This is a genomic window from Viridibacillus soli (genome assembly GCF_016612995.1).
GTDB lineage: Bacteria > Bacillota > Bacilli > Bacillales_A > Planococcaceae > Viridibacillus > Viridibacillus soli.
On sequence record NZ_JAEOAH010000003.1, the window covers coordinates 86,551 to 103,697 of the forward strand.

The following is a 17,147-nucleotide window of genomic DNA, read 5'->3' on the forward strand; positions in this document are numbered from 1 at the left end:
AAAAATGCCAGCACCCCCTAATAAAAAAGAAGCTGTTGGCATTTTAAACTAAATGTTAGAAGTGTTTTCAAACTGCATTATTTCATATACTTTATCCATATCGATATGTTTCTTAACATGCTCCGCAAGTAACTGATAGGCATCTTCACGGCGCTCTGCATCTGATTTAACGGAATCAGAGATAGCAGGTAGTCCCTTTTCTTGTCTCAATACATTTACTAGCTCGCGTGTATATTCTCTATTATTAAAAATGCCATGGAAGTACGTTCCGATGACATGTCCATCAGATGATACAGCACCATCCATACGCCCATCACTAAGACTTAAAAAAGCCTTTGTTTTAGCATCTTGAATTTCCGTTCGTCCGAGATGAATTTCAAAACCTGTTAGCTCCTTACCATTTGATAGTAAATGACCTGTCATCTGTTTTGTTTTCTTCTCAGCATTGAAAATGGTTGTGACAGGTAGTAACCCCAAACCTTCCGAGCTACGGCCGTCACCTTCCACTGCTTCAGGATCTAACAATAAATCGCCAAGGATTTGGAAGCCACCACAAATACCAAAAATTCGCGTACCTTTTGCGCGGAGCTTTTGAATGGCTTGTACAAAACCTTCTTCTCGAAGCCATTGTAAATCATCCACAGTGTTTTTTGTACCAGGTAAAATAACTAAATCAGGCGTACCAAGTTCACTTAATGAGCGCACTAGTCTAACGCCTACTTCAGGTTCATCAAAAAATGGATCTACATCTGTGAAATTTGAAATTCTTGGTAAACGAATCATTGCTACATCAATTGCAAACTCTTGCTGCTTTGGTTTTTTAAAGCGTAGTGATGATAATGCCAATGAATCTTCCGCCTCAATATTAATTTCTATGTAAGGTACAACTGCTAATACTGGAATACCTGTTGCCTTTTCTACCCATTCAATCCCATCATCTAATAGTTCTCGCATTCCTCTGAATTTATTAATAATTAGACCTTTTACACGTTTTCGCTCATCCTCATCTAATAAAGCGAGTGTACCTATAATGGAAGCAAAAACTCCACCACGATCAATATCGGCAACTAGAATGACAGCCGCATCTGCTAGATGGGCCATCCGCATATTAGCGATATCACGATCCTTTAAATTTATTTCAGCTGGACTACCCGCCCCTTCTAAAACGATAATATCATTTTCGTTTTGGAGCTTTCGGACAGATTTTTCAACGATAGGCATTGCTTGGTGAACAAAATCGTTGCGATATGCTGTGGCAGTCATGTCAAGAAAATGCTTACCATGCACAATAACTTCAGATACCATATCTTGCTTTGGCTTTAATAAAATCGGATTCATATCCGTCGTAGCAATTACTCTTGCAGCCTCTGCTTGTACTCCTTGTGCACGACCAATTTCTCCTCCATCAACTGTGACAAAAGAATTAAGCGCCATATTTTGAGATTTAAATGGTACAACTTTGAATCCTTCATCCGAAAAAATGCGACAAAAAGCAGTGCAAATCATACTTTTCCCAACATCGGAAGCTGTTCCTTGTATCATTAACGCCTTTGCGGTCAAAATCATTCCTTCTTTCCTTAGAATTCTAAACCTTTTACAGCAGGGATACCTTGTTCATAATAATGTTTTGTTGCATCGATTGTTGAAACAAGATCTGCTAGATTGATCAATTGTTCTTGTGCACTGCGTCCCGTTACAACTAGATGCATCGTTTTTGGACGTTTTTGAATCGCTTCAACTACTTCTTGAAGAGGCAGGACGTCATCGATTGGAAATTTTGAAATTGCTAATGCATTGTTTAGTTCATCTAATACAAGAAGATCAATTTTAGGATCAGCGAGCGCTACCTTGGCTTTAGCCCAAGCTAATTGCAACGCTTCTCTATGCTCTTCAGGTGTTTTTGTCCAAGTAAAGCCAATGCCCATTTGCTCCATTTCGACACCTAATTTCCGAAGTGCAAGCGCCTCCCCGTAAGTTCGTTCTGGAGATTTTATAAATTGCATATATCGAACATTTAAACCACGGCCGACCGCTCGTAGCGTAACTCCTAGTGATGCGGTTGTTTTCCCTTTGCCGTCACCTGTATACATCAAAAATAAACCTTGGCGTGCCATTTCAATCCCCCCTTTTCATTTTTAACCCTATTAATTGGATGAAAAAATTCTACTAAGAACGTTACTATTTTATAACCACGTAGTTTTTTCTTGGAAAGAAGTACGTTTTGTCGGTGGAACTTCGCGACCTTCTTCTGGATAACCAATGAATACAGTACCAATAACTTTCTCATTTTCAGGTGAACCGATAAATTTCATCATACGCTCATCATGCACTAAACCGACACCACGTGTACGCCAAACAAAACCTAGTCCTAATTCTTTTGCAGCTAACCACATAGAATGTATCGCACAGCATACGGCAAAAATATTGTCTTCTGAATCATCCGGTTTATCAGGATTTTGATCTGCTGTTACAACAATCGCAACTGGGGTTGTTTTCACTACTTGCAAAGAACTTTCTACTAAATGGGGTTTCGTTGGGAACCGCTCTTGTAAATAATCCTCTGCCATTTCTTCATAGCGAATCATTGCTTCATCTTGAATGACATAGAAATGCCATGGCTCACGTAAGCGATCATTTGGAGCATATGTTGCCGCTTGTAGTAATTGTTCAATCTTCTCTTTTTCAACTGGCTTATCCTCATAGTTGCGGACAGCTCGTCGGTCTTTTAATACTTCTAAAATAGACATTTTTTCTCTCCTTTTATTCATATTTAACGGCAGAAAGATCCTCTATTAAAAGACTACCTACTCTAACGTTCAAGTTGCTATCAATGAAAGCCGCTTCACCAGCCTATTGCAAAACGGATGTAAGTTGTTTTTCATACCATTTGATTTTGTCACGCATACGAACGACCTCTCCAACTAACACCATTGATGGGTTATGGTAGCCTTCACTAATTACTAAATCATGTATATTTTCTAATGTACCTGTTAACGTTCTTTGCTGTTCAGTCGTACCCCATTCAATAACTGCAACGGGTGTTTTCACATCTCTGCCATGAGCGATCAATTGGGCGCTAATATATGCTAAATTACCTACACTCATATAAAAGGCAATGGTATCGATGCCATTTGCCAAGGCGTCCCAGTTTAAATGATCTTGCCCTTTTCCTTCTCGTCCATGACCTGTGACAATGGCAAAGCTAGAAGCATATTCACGATGTGTAACCGGAATCCCTGCATAGGCCGGTGCTGCAATACCCGCAGTTATTCCCGGAATAATTTCATATTCAATGCCGTTTTCCGCAAGCACTTCCGCTTCTTCCGCTCCTCGACCAAAAACGCATGGATCCCCGCCCTTTAGTCTCGTAACTGTTTTTCCATCTAAAGCTTTCGAAACTAATAAGTCATGGATTTGATCTTGAATAAGATGATGCTTACCAGGAGATTTTCCACAGAAAATCAGTTCAGCATCCTTTTTTGCATGCTCAAGTAATTTTGGATTAACGAGTCTATCATATGCAATAACATCCGATGTTTGAATACATTCCAATCCATAGACTGTTAGAAGCCTAGGATCTCCTGGTCCTGCACCAACTATATACACTTTTCCTACTGCCATGGCGCAATCCCCCTTTTTAAATAGTGTTGAAATAGCTCATCACGTTCGGCCATTTTTCCATCCTTCGTTAAGGTTAAGAATTCCGGCTGTAATAAAGCATCTAATAATTGTTTCTTTCTTACTTCATTTCTCTCATTAGCTAAAATATCCATGCGAGCGCTTTGTAAAAATGCCACGTAATCGCCGTAGTAATCATCGAATTGTAGAGATAAATCCTCTTTCACTTTCTTTGCTAAACCAGGATTGGCACCAGCTGTTGACACTGCAATCGTTAAATCTCCTCGTCGCACTGTTGCAGGTACTATAAAATTACTAGCTGTTGCATCATCAACAATATTCAATAACTGATGTGGCAATACATTTTCTTTCACTTTGGCATTAATGGATGGTTGATCAGTTGCGGCAATAATACAAAAAGCATCTTGTATATCTGCTGCTTCAAAAGACTTTTCAACCCATGTGAGTAGTTGTTTTCGCCATTTTTCTTGTAATTTTTCATGAAGTGTTGGGCTAATAACGGTGACAAGGGCACCTGCTGCTAATAGCGAATTTACCTTTCGATTGGCAACTTGGCCCCCACCGATTACGACACAAAGTTTATCTTTTATTTGAAGCATGATTGGATAATAAACTGTCATTTTTGCTGAAAACCTACACAAGCATTAATCCACTGCTCTACTACAGCTGGATTTGATACGAAGTGGAAATGCGTATAACCCGCAACTAAATTCCCTTTTAAATACCCTTCAGCTTTTTTGCCAAAACGTCCTATTGTTTCATACGCAGGTTGAATTTCCTCTGAAGCTGTAAAAGTAGAATAATGGAACTCATGTCCTTTTGCTAATTGGTTGTCACCTATTAAAAAGTTGTTTGGTGTTCCGAAAATTTCTCGATAGCCAAGAGCCGCTAGCTTTTGTTGCATTTGAACAGTTCCTGGAATGAGACCTGCCATTGAATAGGTCTCCCCCGCTGTATTTGTAATGGATTCAGTTAAATACATAAAGCCACCACATTCAGCTAATGTTGGCATACCACTTTGCACTGCATGACGAATGGAATTTTTAACCGCTTCTTTTGTTGAAAGCTGTGCTGCAAATTCCTCTGGGAAGCCTCCACCTATGTATAGACCGTCAACATTTTCAGGCACTGTTTCTCCATTTAAAGGTGAAAAGAATACTAAAGAAGCACCGTGCGCTCTTAATAACTCTAAATTTTCTTCATAATAAAAATTAAATGCCGCATCCTTTGCTACTGCAATCGTTACTCCGCGATCTGGTCGTTGATCAAATAACTCACTAGAAATATATGGAATATCTGATGTTTTTGCTAAGTCATACAGTTTGTCAATATCAACCGTTTCCGAAATGAGCGATGCGAGTTGATCAAAAAATGTATTCAATTCACCACGTTCAATAGCAGGTATTAAACCTAATTGACGACTAGGAATATCAATGCCATTTTCTCGTTTTAAATAGCCAAGTACAGGTATGCCACATTCTTGCTCGATCGCTGCTTGCACAATTTTATAATGGTTGATACTACCAACTTGATTGGCAATGACACCGATAATATTTGGTTTACTAGAAAGTGTTTGAAATCCTTTAACGATTGCTGCTACACTACGAGCCATGCTAGCACAATTAACGATGAGTAATACTGGACTATCCGTAATAACACTAATTTCTGCAGTTGAACCTGCGTCATTTAGTGGACTCTTTCCATCATAAAAGCCCATTACACCTTCAATTATAGAAATGTCAGCACCCTCACTTGCACGTGCCATCAATTCTTTTACCGTTTCATGCTCAAACATCCAGCTATCTAGGTTACGAGAAATACGTCCCGTTACCGCTGTGTGATAAGATGGATCAATATAGTCAGGACCACATTTGAACCCTTGCACTTGAAAACCTTTCTTTTGCAAAGCTGCCATAATACCGATCGTAAAAGTCGTTTTACCAACTCCACTCCCTGTTCCCGCAATGACCAGTCTTCTTGAACTCATCATTTATCCCCCTTATAGTAGTAAAACCGGCATAAACAGCCGGCTTTACTTGCCATTTGAAACTATTAATCATGTGAAATAACAGCTACAGAAATTGTTGTGTTACCTGATTTTTTCTTAACTAATACTAGATCACCTGATCCGGTGTATAAACGAACAGCTGGCTCACTTACACCGTAAGCACCTGTATATTTGAATACCGTATCTGAGGGCGCTTCTATTGTTGTAGCATTTAGTTCTGTCGGTGAATAATATTTAAAATCCCACCCATATTTTGCAACTGTTTGAAGGAAACCTTGTTCGTCTTTTTTTAAATCGATTGTACAAAGCGCTTTGACACTTTTAATTGAAATTTGGAGTTCTTGTAACGTATCATGAATGACTTGTTCAATTTCCTCTGCAGATGTACCACGATTACAGCCCATGCCAATGACGACATTTTGCGGACGATAAACAACACCATTCTCTACTATTGCTTCTTCAGCTTTCGTTAACAGGCGATGCGTAATGATTAACGCCCCTTTTGGCTTTGCCTTTAGAGCTGCAGAGATACTAGCATATTGTGTGATATTTTCTGGAAGTGGCGTTTGTAGATGCCACCAGTTTTTCTCACCAGATTCTTGCACAATCGCAACAGGTTCTTCATTTACTACAGATGCACTAACAGGTGTTAACTTATCATCAGCATCCCAAATCCAGCCAAAGCGAGAACCAAAAAGGTCTACAGGAATTGTTTTTTGAACATCTGATGCAGTTGTAATAATCGCATGGGCATTAATAGCAGAAGCTACTTCATGCGTTAATTCATTTGCACCACCTAAGTGGCCTGAAAGCACACTGATGACATTTTCTCCGCGATCATCAATGACAACAACACCTGGATCTGTTTTTTTATCAATTAAAATAGGGGCAATCATACGTACAACAGCACCCAGTGAAATAATCATGATAATGCCTTTATATTGTTTAAAAAGGGTCGGCAATAGCATGCGAACACTGCCTGTAAACAGTTGAATATGCTTTTGCTGTTCATCCCCTTGTTCAAATTTACTCATATAGTAAACATCTGAGTGTACAAATGAACTATGTAAATTACGTGCTATTTGTACACCGTGCTTTGTAATGGCAACAATAGCATATTGGTTATGCTGGTCAACAACAGGCGTTGTGCCTTCTTGAAGCTCAATCATTGTGGTTTCACACCTTTTCGGAATCCGTGTGTGAACGTTGCATCATATAATTTTGAGCGGTATTCATCTTTGTCATGAATATTAGGGTCAAGTGCCCAGCCTGCTAAAATCATTGCATGTTTACGGATACCATTTTTACGCATATCCTCATCTAAATTAATAAGTGTTGTACGGACGATTTTTTGATCAGGCCAAGATGCTCTTTGGATCACAGCAATTGGCGTATCATCGCTCCACCCTGCAGATTGTAGCTCTTTAACGATTTTTTTCGTTAATGTAGCGCTTAGAAATAATGCGATTGTACAATGATGACTTGCTAAATCACGGAGTTTTTCAAATTCTGGTACAGGTGTACGTCCTTCTGCACGAGTTAAAATAAGTGTTTGTGTTAAATCTGGAATTGTTAGCTCCGCACCAATTGCAGCAGCAGAAGCAAATACCGAACTCACACCCGGTATTACTTCAGCATGAATTTCTTCTTTTTTCAGTAAAGCTAATTGTTCCATTGTCGCACCGTACATTGCAGGGTCGCCTGTATGAATACGTGCGACCGTTTTACCGGCATTCACGCGGTCCACAATCACTCCTACCATTTCTTCTAAATGCATACCTGCTGTTTTAATCACTTCAGCTTCTGGCTTTGCTTTTGCAATAAGCTCATCATTTACTAGTGAATCTGTATACATAACAACATCAGCTGTTTGTAATATATTTAACCCTTTTACTGTTATTAAGTCTGGATCTCCAGGACCTGCCCCAACTATGTATATTTTCTTCATTATTTGCGCACCACCATTAATGTTAAATATTCTAATTCTACATCTTCTAATTCATCCATTGACCAAATGACTTCTTCATCAGAAGTAACCTTTGTCACCACAGACGCTTTATCAAATAGATTTAAATCTTTTAATACGCGAATCATTAAGTCCATAACTTTTGCGACTTTAATGAACACAACAGCATCATGATCTTCAATTGCCTTTTTCATTGCCCCGTAATCGTCAGTAGCTGGAATGATGGCAACATGGTCATCTCCGTCAGCAAGTGCAATACCTAAGCGTGAGGCTGAACCATTGAAAGATGAAATACCAGGAACGGTTTTAATCTCTACTTCCGGGTGCAATTCTTGCATTAGCTTCATCATATGAATGAATGTACTATAAAGCAGGGGGTCTCCTTCTGTAACGAAAGCAACGTCTTTACCCTCTTGAATTTTTTCGTAGACAAGTTCTACTGCTATATTCCACTTTTTATCAAGAATTTCTTGATTTTTCGTCATTGGGAAAACAAGTCCAAGCATTTCTTTTTCACCTGGGCGGATATATACATCGACAATGCGTTGTGCATAGCTTTTACTACCTTTACGTTTACGTGGATAGGCAATGACTGGTGATTCTTGAATCACGCGGAATGCTTTAACTGTAATAAGTTCAGGATCTCCAGGACCTACTCCTAGACCGTATAATGTTCCGTAATTACTCATGGATGTCTTCCTTTCGTTTAGCCGTAATAATATAAATTGGATTCAATGGAACAAATCGCTTCATGCCAAGAATCGGTTTACTTCGAGAAATTTGAGCGTGCATAATAGATGTTTCAAAACCAAATTCATCAAACGCTTCATTTGCACGGTATAGATTTTCTATCGTCGCTGCATTTAAAACAATTCGCCCCCCATCATTTATACGCTCACAGCACACTTTTAGAAGATCCTTCATATTACCGCCTGTACCACCGATGAAAATAGCATCTGGGTTAGGGAATGTATCAAGCCCTTCTGGCGCTTTGCCGTGTATCGCTGTTAAATCTGTTCGAAACTTACGTTGATTTTGTAAGCAATTCTCGAGATCACCTTCATTTTTTTCAATCGCAAATACTTGACCTTCTGGTGCTAGCTTTGCGGATTCAATAGCCATTGAACCTGTACAAGTACCGATATCCCATACCGTACTCGTTCTCGTTAATTTCATTGCATATAAACTTAAGACACGAATTTCCTTTTTCGTAATAAGCCCTTTATCTGGTTTACGCTGCGAAAATTCTTCATCATCAATACCTAATGTCCAGCTCGGGCTACTTTCAACTTTTTTAAGAATGACAACATTTAATGGACAGAACTCTTGATTTTGCATATCCTCTAATTCATACCAGCCGAATTTTTCGCCTTCGCCTTGCAAGTTTTCTGCAACAAATGCACGGTATTCTGTCATACCGAAAGATATTAAATAAGCTGCAATTTTACTTGGGCTATTATCAGCATCTGTTAATAATGCGATTTTGGATTTGCCATCGATTTTCTGTGCTAAACCTTTCATACTGCGGCCATGAACACTTACTAAATAGGCATCTTGCCAGCTTTCGCCCATTTTTGAAAAAGCCAATTGAATTGAGCTGAAATAGGGATATACTTCGATAGTCATTTTACTAGCTAAATAACCACCTAATCCGTAAAACAATGGATCACCTGATGCTAAAATGACAGTTTTACGTGTTTCTTTTTGTAATTTCTCAACTAAAGGTTTTAAACCGCCTTTTACAACAACTTTTTCTCCTGTGTAATGAGGGAAGAATTCAAGTAGTCTTTCTCCACCTACTAATACTTCACTATCTTCTATCCAAGATATATATTGAGGTAATAAACTATCTCGTCCGTTATCCCCAATACCTATTAATTTAATCGATTGTGTCAATGCCATCAGCCCTCCCTAATAATTGTCCCTTCATGGAATAAATCGCAGTGTCCATGATGAGACCTCCACGTACATGATTGAGAGACGATGTACAACAGGCTTCACATAAATGATTAAAAAACTGATCATAGCCTGCTTCCATCATGATTTCACCGACTTGCGAAGCTGTATTCGCTTGTGCCACTTCTTGCACCATTTCATCCGGAGCCCCAACATCTTTTGCTAGCTGGGCCATAAATTCAAAATTGACAGCGGCGCTTTTCGAGTGCACCATCATGACCCCTTGGGCAACCTTAGAAAATTTTCCCATCATGCCAACTAATGACACTCTTTTAATACCTAGACGTTTACAATGTTTTAGGGAAAAACCAACGAAGTCACCCATCTCAATAAAAGCTTCCTCTGAAAGTGCTTCATATTGTTGTATGCCATATTTTTCACTACGACCACCTGTTGTTAAAACGACATGTTCACAGCCCATTGCGACTGCTACACTAATTGCCTGTACAATACTTGCCATATAAGCGGAACTAGAAAATGGTACAACCGTTCCTCTTGTCCCTAAAATCGAAATACCTCCGATAATTCCTAACCGACCATTTAGCGTTTTTTTTGCAATTTCCTCCCCTTCTGGAACAGAAATGACAACTTTCACACCACGGACAATTTGAAATTCAGCTAACGTTTCTTGTACAGTAGCGTTCAACATTTTTCTTGGGACGGGATTAATGGCAGCTTCACCAACAGGAACAGGAAGACCCGGCTTGGTCACTCGTCCCACGCCGACTCCTCCATCTAAAATAATTCCTGGTTGATCTCCCCAACTGACAGTTGAAATAATTAATGCTTTATGTGTGGCATCTGGATCATCTCCAGCATCTTTAATCGTTTCACAACTGACAGAATTTGCTGCAAAGACATTTTTTTCGATTGTAAAAGTCGCATCGCGGCCCACCGGCAAATGTATCGTTGCTGTTTCTTGCGCTTCACCAGTAATAAGAGCCGTTAAAGCCGCTTTCGTTACGGCTGTAGCACAAGCGCCTGTTGTATAGCCATGACGCATTTGCGATGGATCTTTTTTCTCTTTCTTTTGCATAGTTAAGCCTGATCGGCTAATAGTGAGATGGCATTAAGTGCCGCAACTGTTACGGTACTTCCACCTTTACGTCCTAAATTTGTAATAAACGGAATTTCAGTTAATTTAACAAGCTCATCTTTCGATTCAGCTGCTGAAACGAAGCCAACAGGCATACCGATTATTAAATCCGGCTTCGCTACTCCTTCTTTAATTAAACGAATTAACTCTAGTAACGCGGTTGGTGCATTACCAATCGCATAAATGCCTCCTTCATGTAGATGAACGGCTTTTTGCATTGACATAATAGCACGTGTAGCGCCTGCTTCTTTTGCTGCTTTAGACACATCTTCGTCAGAGATATAGCAATAAACATCTCCACCATGCTTTTGGAAGCGTTTATGCCCTGTTCCACTTTCAATCATCTGTACATCCGCGATCACAGGCTTACCTGAACGAATTGCTTTAATGCCCGCTGCAATTGCATCTGGGTGAATTATGACTGAGCGCCCTAAATCAAAATCAGCTGAAGCATGAATAATACGGCGAATGATTTTCCATTCATCCTCTGTAAATTCGTGAGGACCATATTCTTCTAAAATAGTAGCAAAGCTATGTTCATAAATTTTATCTGGGTCAACTGTTAATGGTTTAAAATCTGTTCTGAAATCCATAATGATTGCCTCCTAATTTTTCGAAAGATTGATTTGTAATGAATGAATGATTGCTTCAAAAGTAGAATGCACATTTTCATAAGCTACTTTTGGTCTTGCGATCATAATTGTTTCTATACCACATTCAAGTGCTGCTGTAATTTTTTCATCAACTGAACCGACTTTGCCACTTTCTTTTGTAATCATTAAAGTGACACCATACTGCTTATAAAGCGCAATATTCAACTCCTTTGAAAAAGGTCCTTGTATTGCGACAATATTCTTTTGTTCTACCCCAAGATCTGCACATTTTTCCATATTGTCTAACCGTGGCAGCATGCGGGCTATGACTCTTGTATCCTCTAATCCTAGTAGCTTCTCAGTAAATGTACCAAGTGTCTTACTACCCGTTGTTAGCATAACAACTCCACGTTTTTTTGCTGCTAAGTTCGCAGCTTCCTCGTAGTCTTTTACTGTGATTAACTTATCATCTACAAATTGCTGGCTTTCACGTTCATAGCGAATATATGGAACATTTGCTAATTTAGCTCCTGCTAGTGCATTTTTTGAAGCTTCTTCAGCAAATGGATGACTTGCATCAACGACAGCCTTAAAGTTTTTAGTTTGAATGAAGGAAGCCATATCGTCAGCTGTTAATCGACCAATATGTGTTTCTATGCCCGCTTCTACTAAGCTTTTCGCAGCCGAATCCGTTACAACTGTTGCAAGAACAGGGTAACTCGCTTGTTGCATTTCAATTGCTAATTCTCGTGCATCACTTGTACCTGCTAAAAACAAAATCATTTTGCAGTACCCGCATGTTCATGTTCATGATGATGGTCGTGGTCGTGGTCGTGATCATGATCGTGGTGGTGATGCTCATGGTCGTGGTCGTGATCATGATGGTGATGATGCTCAACAAACTCCATTGCATTTATACGGTATTGGCAAGTATCACAGTTCATTTTCACATCACCTTGTAGTGATTCTTCCACTCGATCTGCTAAAACTGTTTTTAGTTCAGGGTGGTACCCAAAGTAAGCGGCTAATTTTACGTCTAAATTAGGGTATGTTGTTTGATAATTTTCGACCATTTTTTCCATACGTTCCATTAAAATACCAGTGAATAAGAAGTAAGGAAGCATAATGACTTTTTTAGCTCCAAGCTGCTGGCATCTTTCAATACCTTCTTCAACAGTTGGATATGTAACACCCATAAAGGCACATTCTACTGTACGCACATTTAATTGCTCCCAAAGCATACGTGCAATTTTATAAAAATCACTATTGGCATCTGCATCACTACCACCACGTGCAATTAATAAAATAGCTGTATCATTATTGTCAACTTCTTGATTAAAACCAGCTTCTGTTAAACGTTCTTTTAAAATCGTAAAGATAGACTCATGAACGCCTAATGGGCGACCATATGTAATTTGCACAGTAGGATATTTCGCTTTGCCTTCATCAATTGCTGCTGGAATATGAATTTTCGAATGCCCTGCTTGTAATAAAATAATCGGAATGACATGAATATCTGTGGCACCTTTAGCAACACAGTTATCAATCCCTTCGGCAATATTTGGTGATGCAAACTCTAAAAAACAAGACTCCACTAACAGTTGATCATTTAATGTTGGCTTTAATTGTTCAACAAATTTATTAACTTCTGCATTACCTTCTGCTAAACGACTACCATGACCTACAAATAAAATTGCTTTCATAAAATTATTTCCCCCTCTTAATAATTAATCTCCACAAGGTGCTGGTTCAATCTCAATTTTTGGCGACATATCTTGATATGTATAACCTTGAATCTTCTTGGCACGCTTGAAATACTTGAACAAACGCTCATTTGGATGTGCGTTTTGACGATACTCTTCAACTATTTTACTAACCGCTTCTACTATTTTTTCTGGCTCAATACCTTCTGCCACTGGCTGTCCTGGATGAGCAGTTCTACCGACTGGTTTCGCACCAACAAATAGATCGAATTTACCTTTTCTATAGACGATTCCTACATCCTCCATAACTGCCTTGTAACAAGCCATACCACAGCCATTAAAACCGATATTAAATTCTTTTGGCATTTGCAGACCACCTAATTTCTCTTGAAGTTCCTCTGCATAAGGAATGCCACCCGTTTTTTCACCATCACAGAAATCGCATGCCTTAATCGTCACAACATCTCCAACTGGTGACAGAATAAAGTTTGCGTCCTGTAATTTTGCCGTAATCATATCAGGTGTAGTCGTTGGGATTTTCAATAGAATATTATGATTCGGTGTATATTCCATCGTTCCTTTTTCTCCAACTACTTCAGCTAATGTCATCATTTGCTTTGGCGTAAATCTTTTATTTGCCACACCTGGACTTACTGCCAACTCAAAAATAGATTCCATTTCTTGATGAACGTACGTTGTTGCCGATGATTCTTGCTCACCTATGACACGAGATAATGCTTCCAGCGCTAGTTGATACGAGCCCATCGTTGGTTTTGCAGCTGCTTTTACAACTGTCTCTTGCTCTACCTTTTTAAAAACCGATACTTGATCAATATTTTGAGAACGTTGAATGCCTGTTTCCTGGTCCATTGCCCATGGTTCAGCTTCTTCTTTCAAACGCTGATGTGGTTTTAGCGGCTGTTTATCAGCATTTAAAGTATATTTTCTTTGATAACCACGAGGGGTAATCATTTTATTGTCATATAAAAATGTCGATGAATTCCCTATAACAACCGTCGTTAACATACCAATATCGTGATTCAACATATCTTTTAAATTGGTAATAATAATATTTTGTCGATCACGATAGGCGCTTTTCACAAGTCCAACCGGTGTTTCCGGAGAACGGTATTGCAGTAAAATCCGCTGTGTTTCAACAATTTGACGTGTGCGTCGGCCACTTCGAGGATTGTAAAGGGCGATTACGAAATCCGCCATTGCTGCAGCTTCAACACGTTTAGCTATTAAATCCCACGGTGTTAAATGGTCACTTAAGCTGATCGTACATGAATCATGCATAACAGGTGCACCAAGTAACGATGCACAAGAATTAATCGCCGAGATACCAGGAATGACTTCAATTTCCACACCTGTTGCTTCTGTCCAACCCTTTTCTATTAGTACTTCATAGACAAGACCTGCCATACCATAAACACCAGAATCTCCACTTGAGATGACAGCTACTTTTTTTCCGTTCTCAGCTTGTCTAACAGCTTCTTGAGCGCGAGATACTTCTTCAGTCATCCCAGTACTAATGACAGCAGTATTACTATCAATCAAATCTTGAATGAGTTCAACATACGTTTTATAACCGATGATGAAATCACTTTCTTGCAGCGCTTCAACAGCTCTTGTTGTTATATGTTTAAAATCCCCTGGACCAAAACCAACTACATAGAGTTTGCCAAGTTGTGACATTCAAACATCTCCTTTCCGCAACAGCGTTCTATTTATTTTTTGAAATGCCTTTAAATGCTCCTGATGTCGGATTTTTCGTCATACTGCCATTAATCGTTTGATAGACGACATGTGGTGCAACTTGCTGAGTGATACAGTCGCGTACGATTTGACGCCCTATTTCAGGAGATTCTGCCTTATACCAAGTTCCTTGTGGATACGCAATAACGACACAGGCATCTTTGCATCGTCCATTACAACGAGTTCGCGTTGTATGTATTTGTTCATCAATACCTAGTAGAGCAATCTCATCACGGACTGCAAGTGTCACTTCTTCACCGCCCTTTTTCAAGCAGCTACTGCCGTTACAAATGAGCAAATGGCTTTTCATGCCTTCTAAATTCCAAGTTGTCATAGTGATCCTCCCATATGGTGTTCATCATTGTACTTATGAAAAATCTATGGAAATAGGGTAAAAAGGCAACCAGTTATCTATTTTGGCAAATAAAAAAACCTTAATCCAAAGAATTAAGGTTTAAAAACTAGATTTTTCAGACAGCATATCAAAATGAATACACGTCATCCTCTGTAGCCTTCACCTTTCCCTCCGAAAAGTATCGTTCATAATTTTAAAAGCAGGTTTCCTGGCTTACGCTTCATTTTACTTTGAACTCTTCCCAGTATTTTACCAGTGAGTATTATCATTTCATCAGCGTTACAGTAGCGGGGGCTGCATCGGATTCGAACCGATTTCCCTATTATCCTTCACGTTAAAAAATACTTAACATGTCGGCACTTTTAAATTTGCTATTCAATTGTATTATTCAGTAAATTCTAAAACTGTTCTTATCATATACTATATTTAGTAAGATTTAAATAGATTTTAGAAAAGAATAATATAGCGAAATAATTACAAATTAATAAATTCCTAAAATTCCCTTGTAAAACAATTTTTTCTACATTTCTATTCAATTTCAATAAAATAGGTGCTTTTATAAAATTATTCTAGTAGTTAGGAATTTCCCATGATACACTATATTCTGAAATCAAACAATTCAATAAACTTTATGGTGTTAAATTTGCTTTTAACTGAAAAGGGAAGTCGGTGTTAATCCGACGCGGTCCCGCCACTGTGTTGAGGAGTTTTGTTACAAAATGTCACTGTCAAATGACGGGAAGACTGTAGCAAAATGATGATTCTAAGCCAGGAGACCTGCCATAAAGTGTGGAACTGTTTCAACCTACGAGGATGGGTGTGAAAGTGAGTACATCTTATTTTCTGATGACTATTCCTTCACGCACTTCTTTCTTAGAAAGAGGTGCTTTTTTTATTGAAAAATTGGCTGTATGCCCAATCCAGAGAGGTATTTCCTAGGAGGTGTTGTTTGTACAAGCATTAAAGAAATAAAAAAAATCAGACCAATACATAAATAAAAGGGAGAATTTTATGAATAAGTTAAAATCAATCTTTAACTGGAAAATGATTTACTTTTTAGCATTTGTCATGATTATTCCAAAGCAAGCATTTGCAATGCACATTATGGAAGGCTTTTTACCTATTGAATGGGCCATTTTCTGGTGGGCAGTGACGATTCCGTTTTTAATCCTTGGATTCCGCTCTATACGTAAAACTATAAAGGAAAATCCAGATACAAAAATGATGCTTGGCCTATCAGGCGCATTTGCATTTGTATTATCTGCTTTGAAAATTCCATCTGTAACAGGTAGCTGTTCTCACCCTACTGGTGTAGGTTTAGGGACTGTATTATTCGGACCATTCGCTATGAGTATTGTCGGTTTTATCGTTCTTTTATTCCAATCATTATTATTAGCACATGGTGGATTAACCACGCTTGGTGCCAATGCATTTTCAATGGCTGTAGTAGGTCCAATAATCGCTTACGGCGTTTATAAAGGGGCTACTAAAGCTGGATTATCTTTTGCATTTGCTGTATTTTTAGCTGCTGCTTTAGGCGATCTTGGTACTTACCTTGTCACTTCAGTTCAATTAGCACTAGCTTTCCCTTCTGAAGTCGGTGGATTCTTTGCATCATTCACTAAATTCAGCGGAATTTTCGCTTTAACACAAATTCCTTTAGCTATTTCAGAAGGTATTTTAACTGTCGTAATTATGAATTTCTTGAAAAAATACAATGTAGCCGAGTTAAAAGCGCTTCGCGTCTTTTCGAAAGGAGCTGAACAACGATGAAAAAGAATTTATTATTAATTGGCATCGTTATTATTCTTGCCATCTTCCCTTTATTCATTCAAAAAGGGGCTGAATTTGGTGGGGCTGATGGTGAAGCTGAAGCTGCCATTGGTGAAATTAATGCTTCATATGAGCCTTGGTTCTCAAGTATTTGGGAGCCGCCAAGTGGTGAAATTGAAAGTCTATTATTCTGTCTTCAAGCTGCCATTGGTGCTGGATTTATCGGTTACTTTGTTGGTTTAACTCGGGGCAAACACAAACGCAAAGATAATGGTAATAAAAAAGAAGGGCAAATTTAAA

General features: G+C 38.8%; 18 protein-coding genes and 2 riboswitches. Of the genes, 2 read left to right on the forward strand and 16 right to left on the reverse strand.

Annotated elements, in window-relative coordinates; all coding sequences use genetic code 11:
• Nucleotides 1-48: 48 nt before the first annotated feature.
• The 16 genes from JFL43_RS02300 to JFL43_RS02375 form a co-directional block, all read right to left on the reverse strand.
• Nucleotides 49-1,560 carry a cobyric acid synthase gene (locus tag JFL43_RS02300; RefSeq protein ID WP_200747753.1) on the reverse strand — a complete coding sequence of 504 codons (1,512 nt, stop codon included), beginning with the start codon at nt 1,558-1,560 and terminating at the stop codon, nt 49-51.
• Between the two features lie 17 nt (nt 1,561-1,577).
• Nucleotides 1,578-2,114, reverse strand: coding sequence for a cob(I)yrinic acid a,c-diamide adenosyltransferase (locus tag JFL43_RS02305; protein WP_100797310.1), 537 nt, complete (start codon nt 2,112-2,114; stop codon nt 1,578-1,580).
• Between the two features lie 69 nt (nt 2,115-2,183).
• Nucleotides 2,184-2,747, reverse strand: a complete 564-nt coding sequence (locus tag JFL43_RS02310) for a nitroreductase family protein (protein ID WP_200747754.1) — start codon at nt 2,745-2,747, stop codon at nt 2,184-2,186.
• A gap of 103 nt (nt 2,748-2,850) precedes the next feature.
• A complete protein-coding gene (gene cobA / locus JFL43_RS02315; RefSeq protein WP_100797312.1) occupies nt 2,851-3,621 on the reverse strand; it encodes a uroporphyrinogen-III C-methyltransferase in 771 nt (256 codons plus the stop codon).
• Nucleotides 3,612-4,259 (reverse strand): precorrin-2 dehydrogenase/sirohydrochlorin ferrochelatase family protein, encoded by a 648-nt coding sequence (locus JFL43_RS02320; protein WP_200747755.1) that lies wholly within the window; start codon nt 4,257-4,259, stop codon nt 3,612-3,614. The genes cobA and JFL43_RS02320 overlap by 10 nt, the downstream gene beginning before the upstream one ends.
• The gene (locus JFL43_RS02325) at nt 4,256-5,629 is read right to left on the reverse strand and encodes a cobyrinate a,c-diamide synthase (protein WP_407701928.1); all 1,374 of its coding nucleotides are present in this window, start codon (nt 5,627-5,629) and stop codon (nt 4,256-4,258) included. The genes JFL43_RS02320 and JFL43_RS02325 overlap by 4 nt, the downstream gene beginning before the upstream one ends.
• A 62-nt stretch (nt 5,630-5,691) precedes the next feature.
• Complete coding sequence (locus tag JFL43_RS02330; RefSeq protein ID WP_200747756.1) at nt 5,692-6,816, reverse strand: cobalt-precorrin 5A hydrolase; 1,125 nt, start codon at nt 6,814-6,816, stop codon at nt 5,692-5,694.
• On the reverse strand, nt 6,813-7,595 hold the full coding sequence (gene cobM / locus JFL43_RS02335) for a precorrin-4 C(11)-methyltransferase (RefSeq protein WP_100797316.1): 783 nt from the start codon (nt 7,593-7,595) through the stop codon (nt 6,813-6,815). Before cobM ends, JFL43_RS02330 begins: the two co-directional genes overlap by 4 nt.
• Nucleotides 7,595-8,302: a precorrin-2 C(20)-methyltransferase gene (gene cobI, locus JFL43_RS02340; RefSeq protein ID WP_200747757.1), complete on the reverse strand. Its 708-nt coding sequence runs from the start codon at nt 8,300-8,302 to the stop codon at nt 7,595-7,597. The genes cobM and cobI overlap by 1 nt, the downstream gene beginning before the upstream one ends.
• Nucleotides 8,295-9,515, reverse strand: a complete 1,221-nt coding sequence (gene cbiE / locus JFL43_RS02345) for a precorrin-6y C5,15-methyltransferase (decarboxylating) subunit CbiE (RefSeq protein WP_200747758.1) — start codon at nt 9,513-9,515, stop codon at nt 8,295-8,297. The genes cobI and cbiE overlap by 8 nt, the downstream gene beginning before the upstream one ends.
• Entirely contained in the window at nt 9,493-10,605 is a 1,113-nt protein-coding gene (locus tag JFL43_RS02350) for a cobalt-precorrin-5B (C(1))-methyltransferase (protein WP_200747759.1), read from the reverse strand. The genes cbiE and JFL43_RS02350 overlap by 23 nt, the downstream gene beginning before the upstream one ends.
• A gap of 2 nt (nt 10,606-10,607) precedes the next feature.
• Nucleotides 10,608-11,258 (reverse strand): precorrin-8X methylmutase, encoded by a 651-nt coding sequence (locus JFL43_RS02355; RefSeq protein ID WP_100797320.1) that lies wholly within the window; start codon nt 11,256-11,258, stop codon nt 10,608-10,610.
• Nucleotides 11,259-11,270: 12 nt separating this feature from the next.
• The gene (gene cobK, locus JFL43_RS02360) at nt 11,271-12,041 is read right to left on the reverse strand and encodes a precorrin-6A reductase (RefSeq protein ID WP_200747760.1); all 771 of its coding nucleotides are present in this window, start codon (nt 12,039-12,041) and stop codon (nt 11,271-11,273) included.
• Nucleotides 12,038-12,961, reverse strand: a complete 924-nt coding sequence (locus tag JFL43_RS02365) for a sirohydrochlorin chelatase (protein WP_200747761.1) — start codon at nt 12,959-12,961, stop codon at nt 12,038-12,040. Before JFL43_RS02365 ends, cobK begins: the two co-directional genes overlap by 4 nt.
• Before the next feature lie 24 nt (nt 12,962-12,985).
• Complete coding sequence (cobJ, locus tag JFL43_RS02370; protein ID WP_100797323.1) at nt 12,986-14,659, reverse strand: precorrin-3B C(17)-methyltransferase; 1,674 nt, start codon at nt 14,657-14,659, stop codon at nt 12,986-12,988.
• Nucleotides 14,660-14,687: 28 nt separating this feature from the next.
• Nucleotides 14,688-15,053: a (2Fe-2S) ferredoxin domain-containing protein gene (locus tag JFL43_RS02375; protein ID WP_200747762.1), complete on the reverse strand. Its 366-nt coding sequence runs from the start codon at nt 15,051-15,053 to the stop codon at nt 14,688-14,690.
• A gap of 202 nt (nt 15,054-15,255) precedes the next feature.
• Nucleotides 15,256-15,452, reverse strand: a riboswitch (cobalamin riboswitch).
• Nucleotides 15,453-15,689: 237 nt separating this feature from the next.
• Nucleotides 15,690-15,873: riboswitch (cobalamin riboswitch) on the forward strand.
• A 212-nt stretch (nt 15,874-16,085) separates the two neighbouring features.
• Here JFL43_RS02375 and JFL43_RS02380 point away from each other — a divergent pair.
• Nucleotides 16,086-16,847: an energy-coupling factor ABC transporter permease gene (locus tag JFL43_RS02380; protein WP_200747763.1), complete on the forward strand. Its 762-nt coding sequence runs from the start codon at nt 16,086-16,088 to the stop codon at nt 16,845-16,847.
• Nucleotides 16,844-17,146, forward strand: coding sequence for an energy-coupling factor ABC transporter substrate-binding protein (locus JFL43_RS02385; RefSeq protein ID WP_100797326.1), 303 nt, complete (start codon nt 16,844-16,846; stop codon nt 17,144-17,146). Before JFL43_RS02380 ends, JFL43_RS02385 begins: the two co-directional genes overlap by 4 nt.
• Nucleotide 17,147 lies beyond the last annotated feature (1 nt).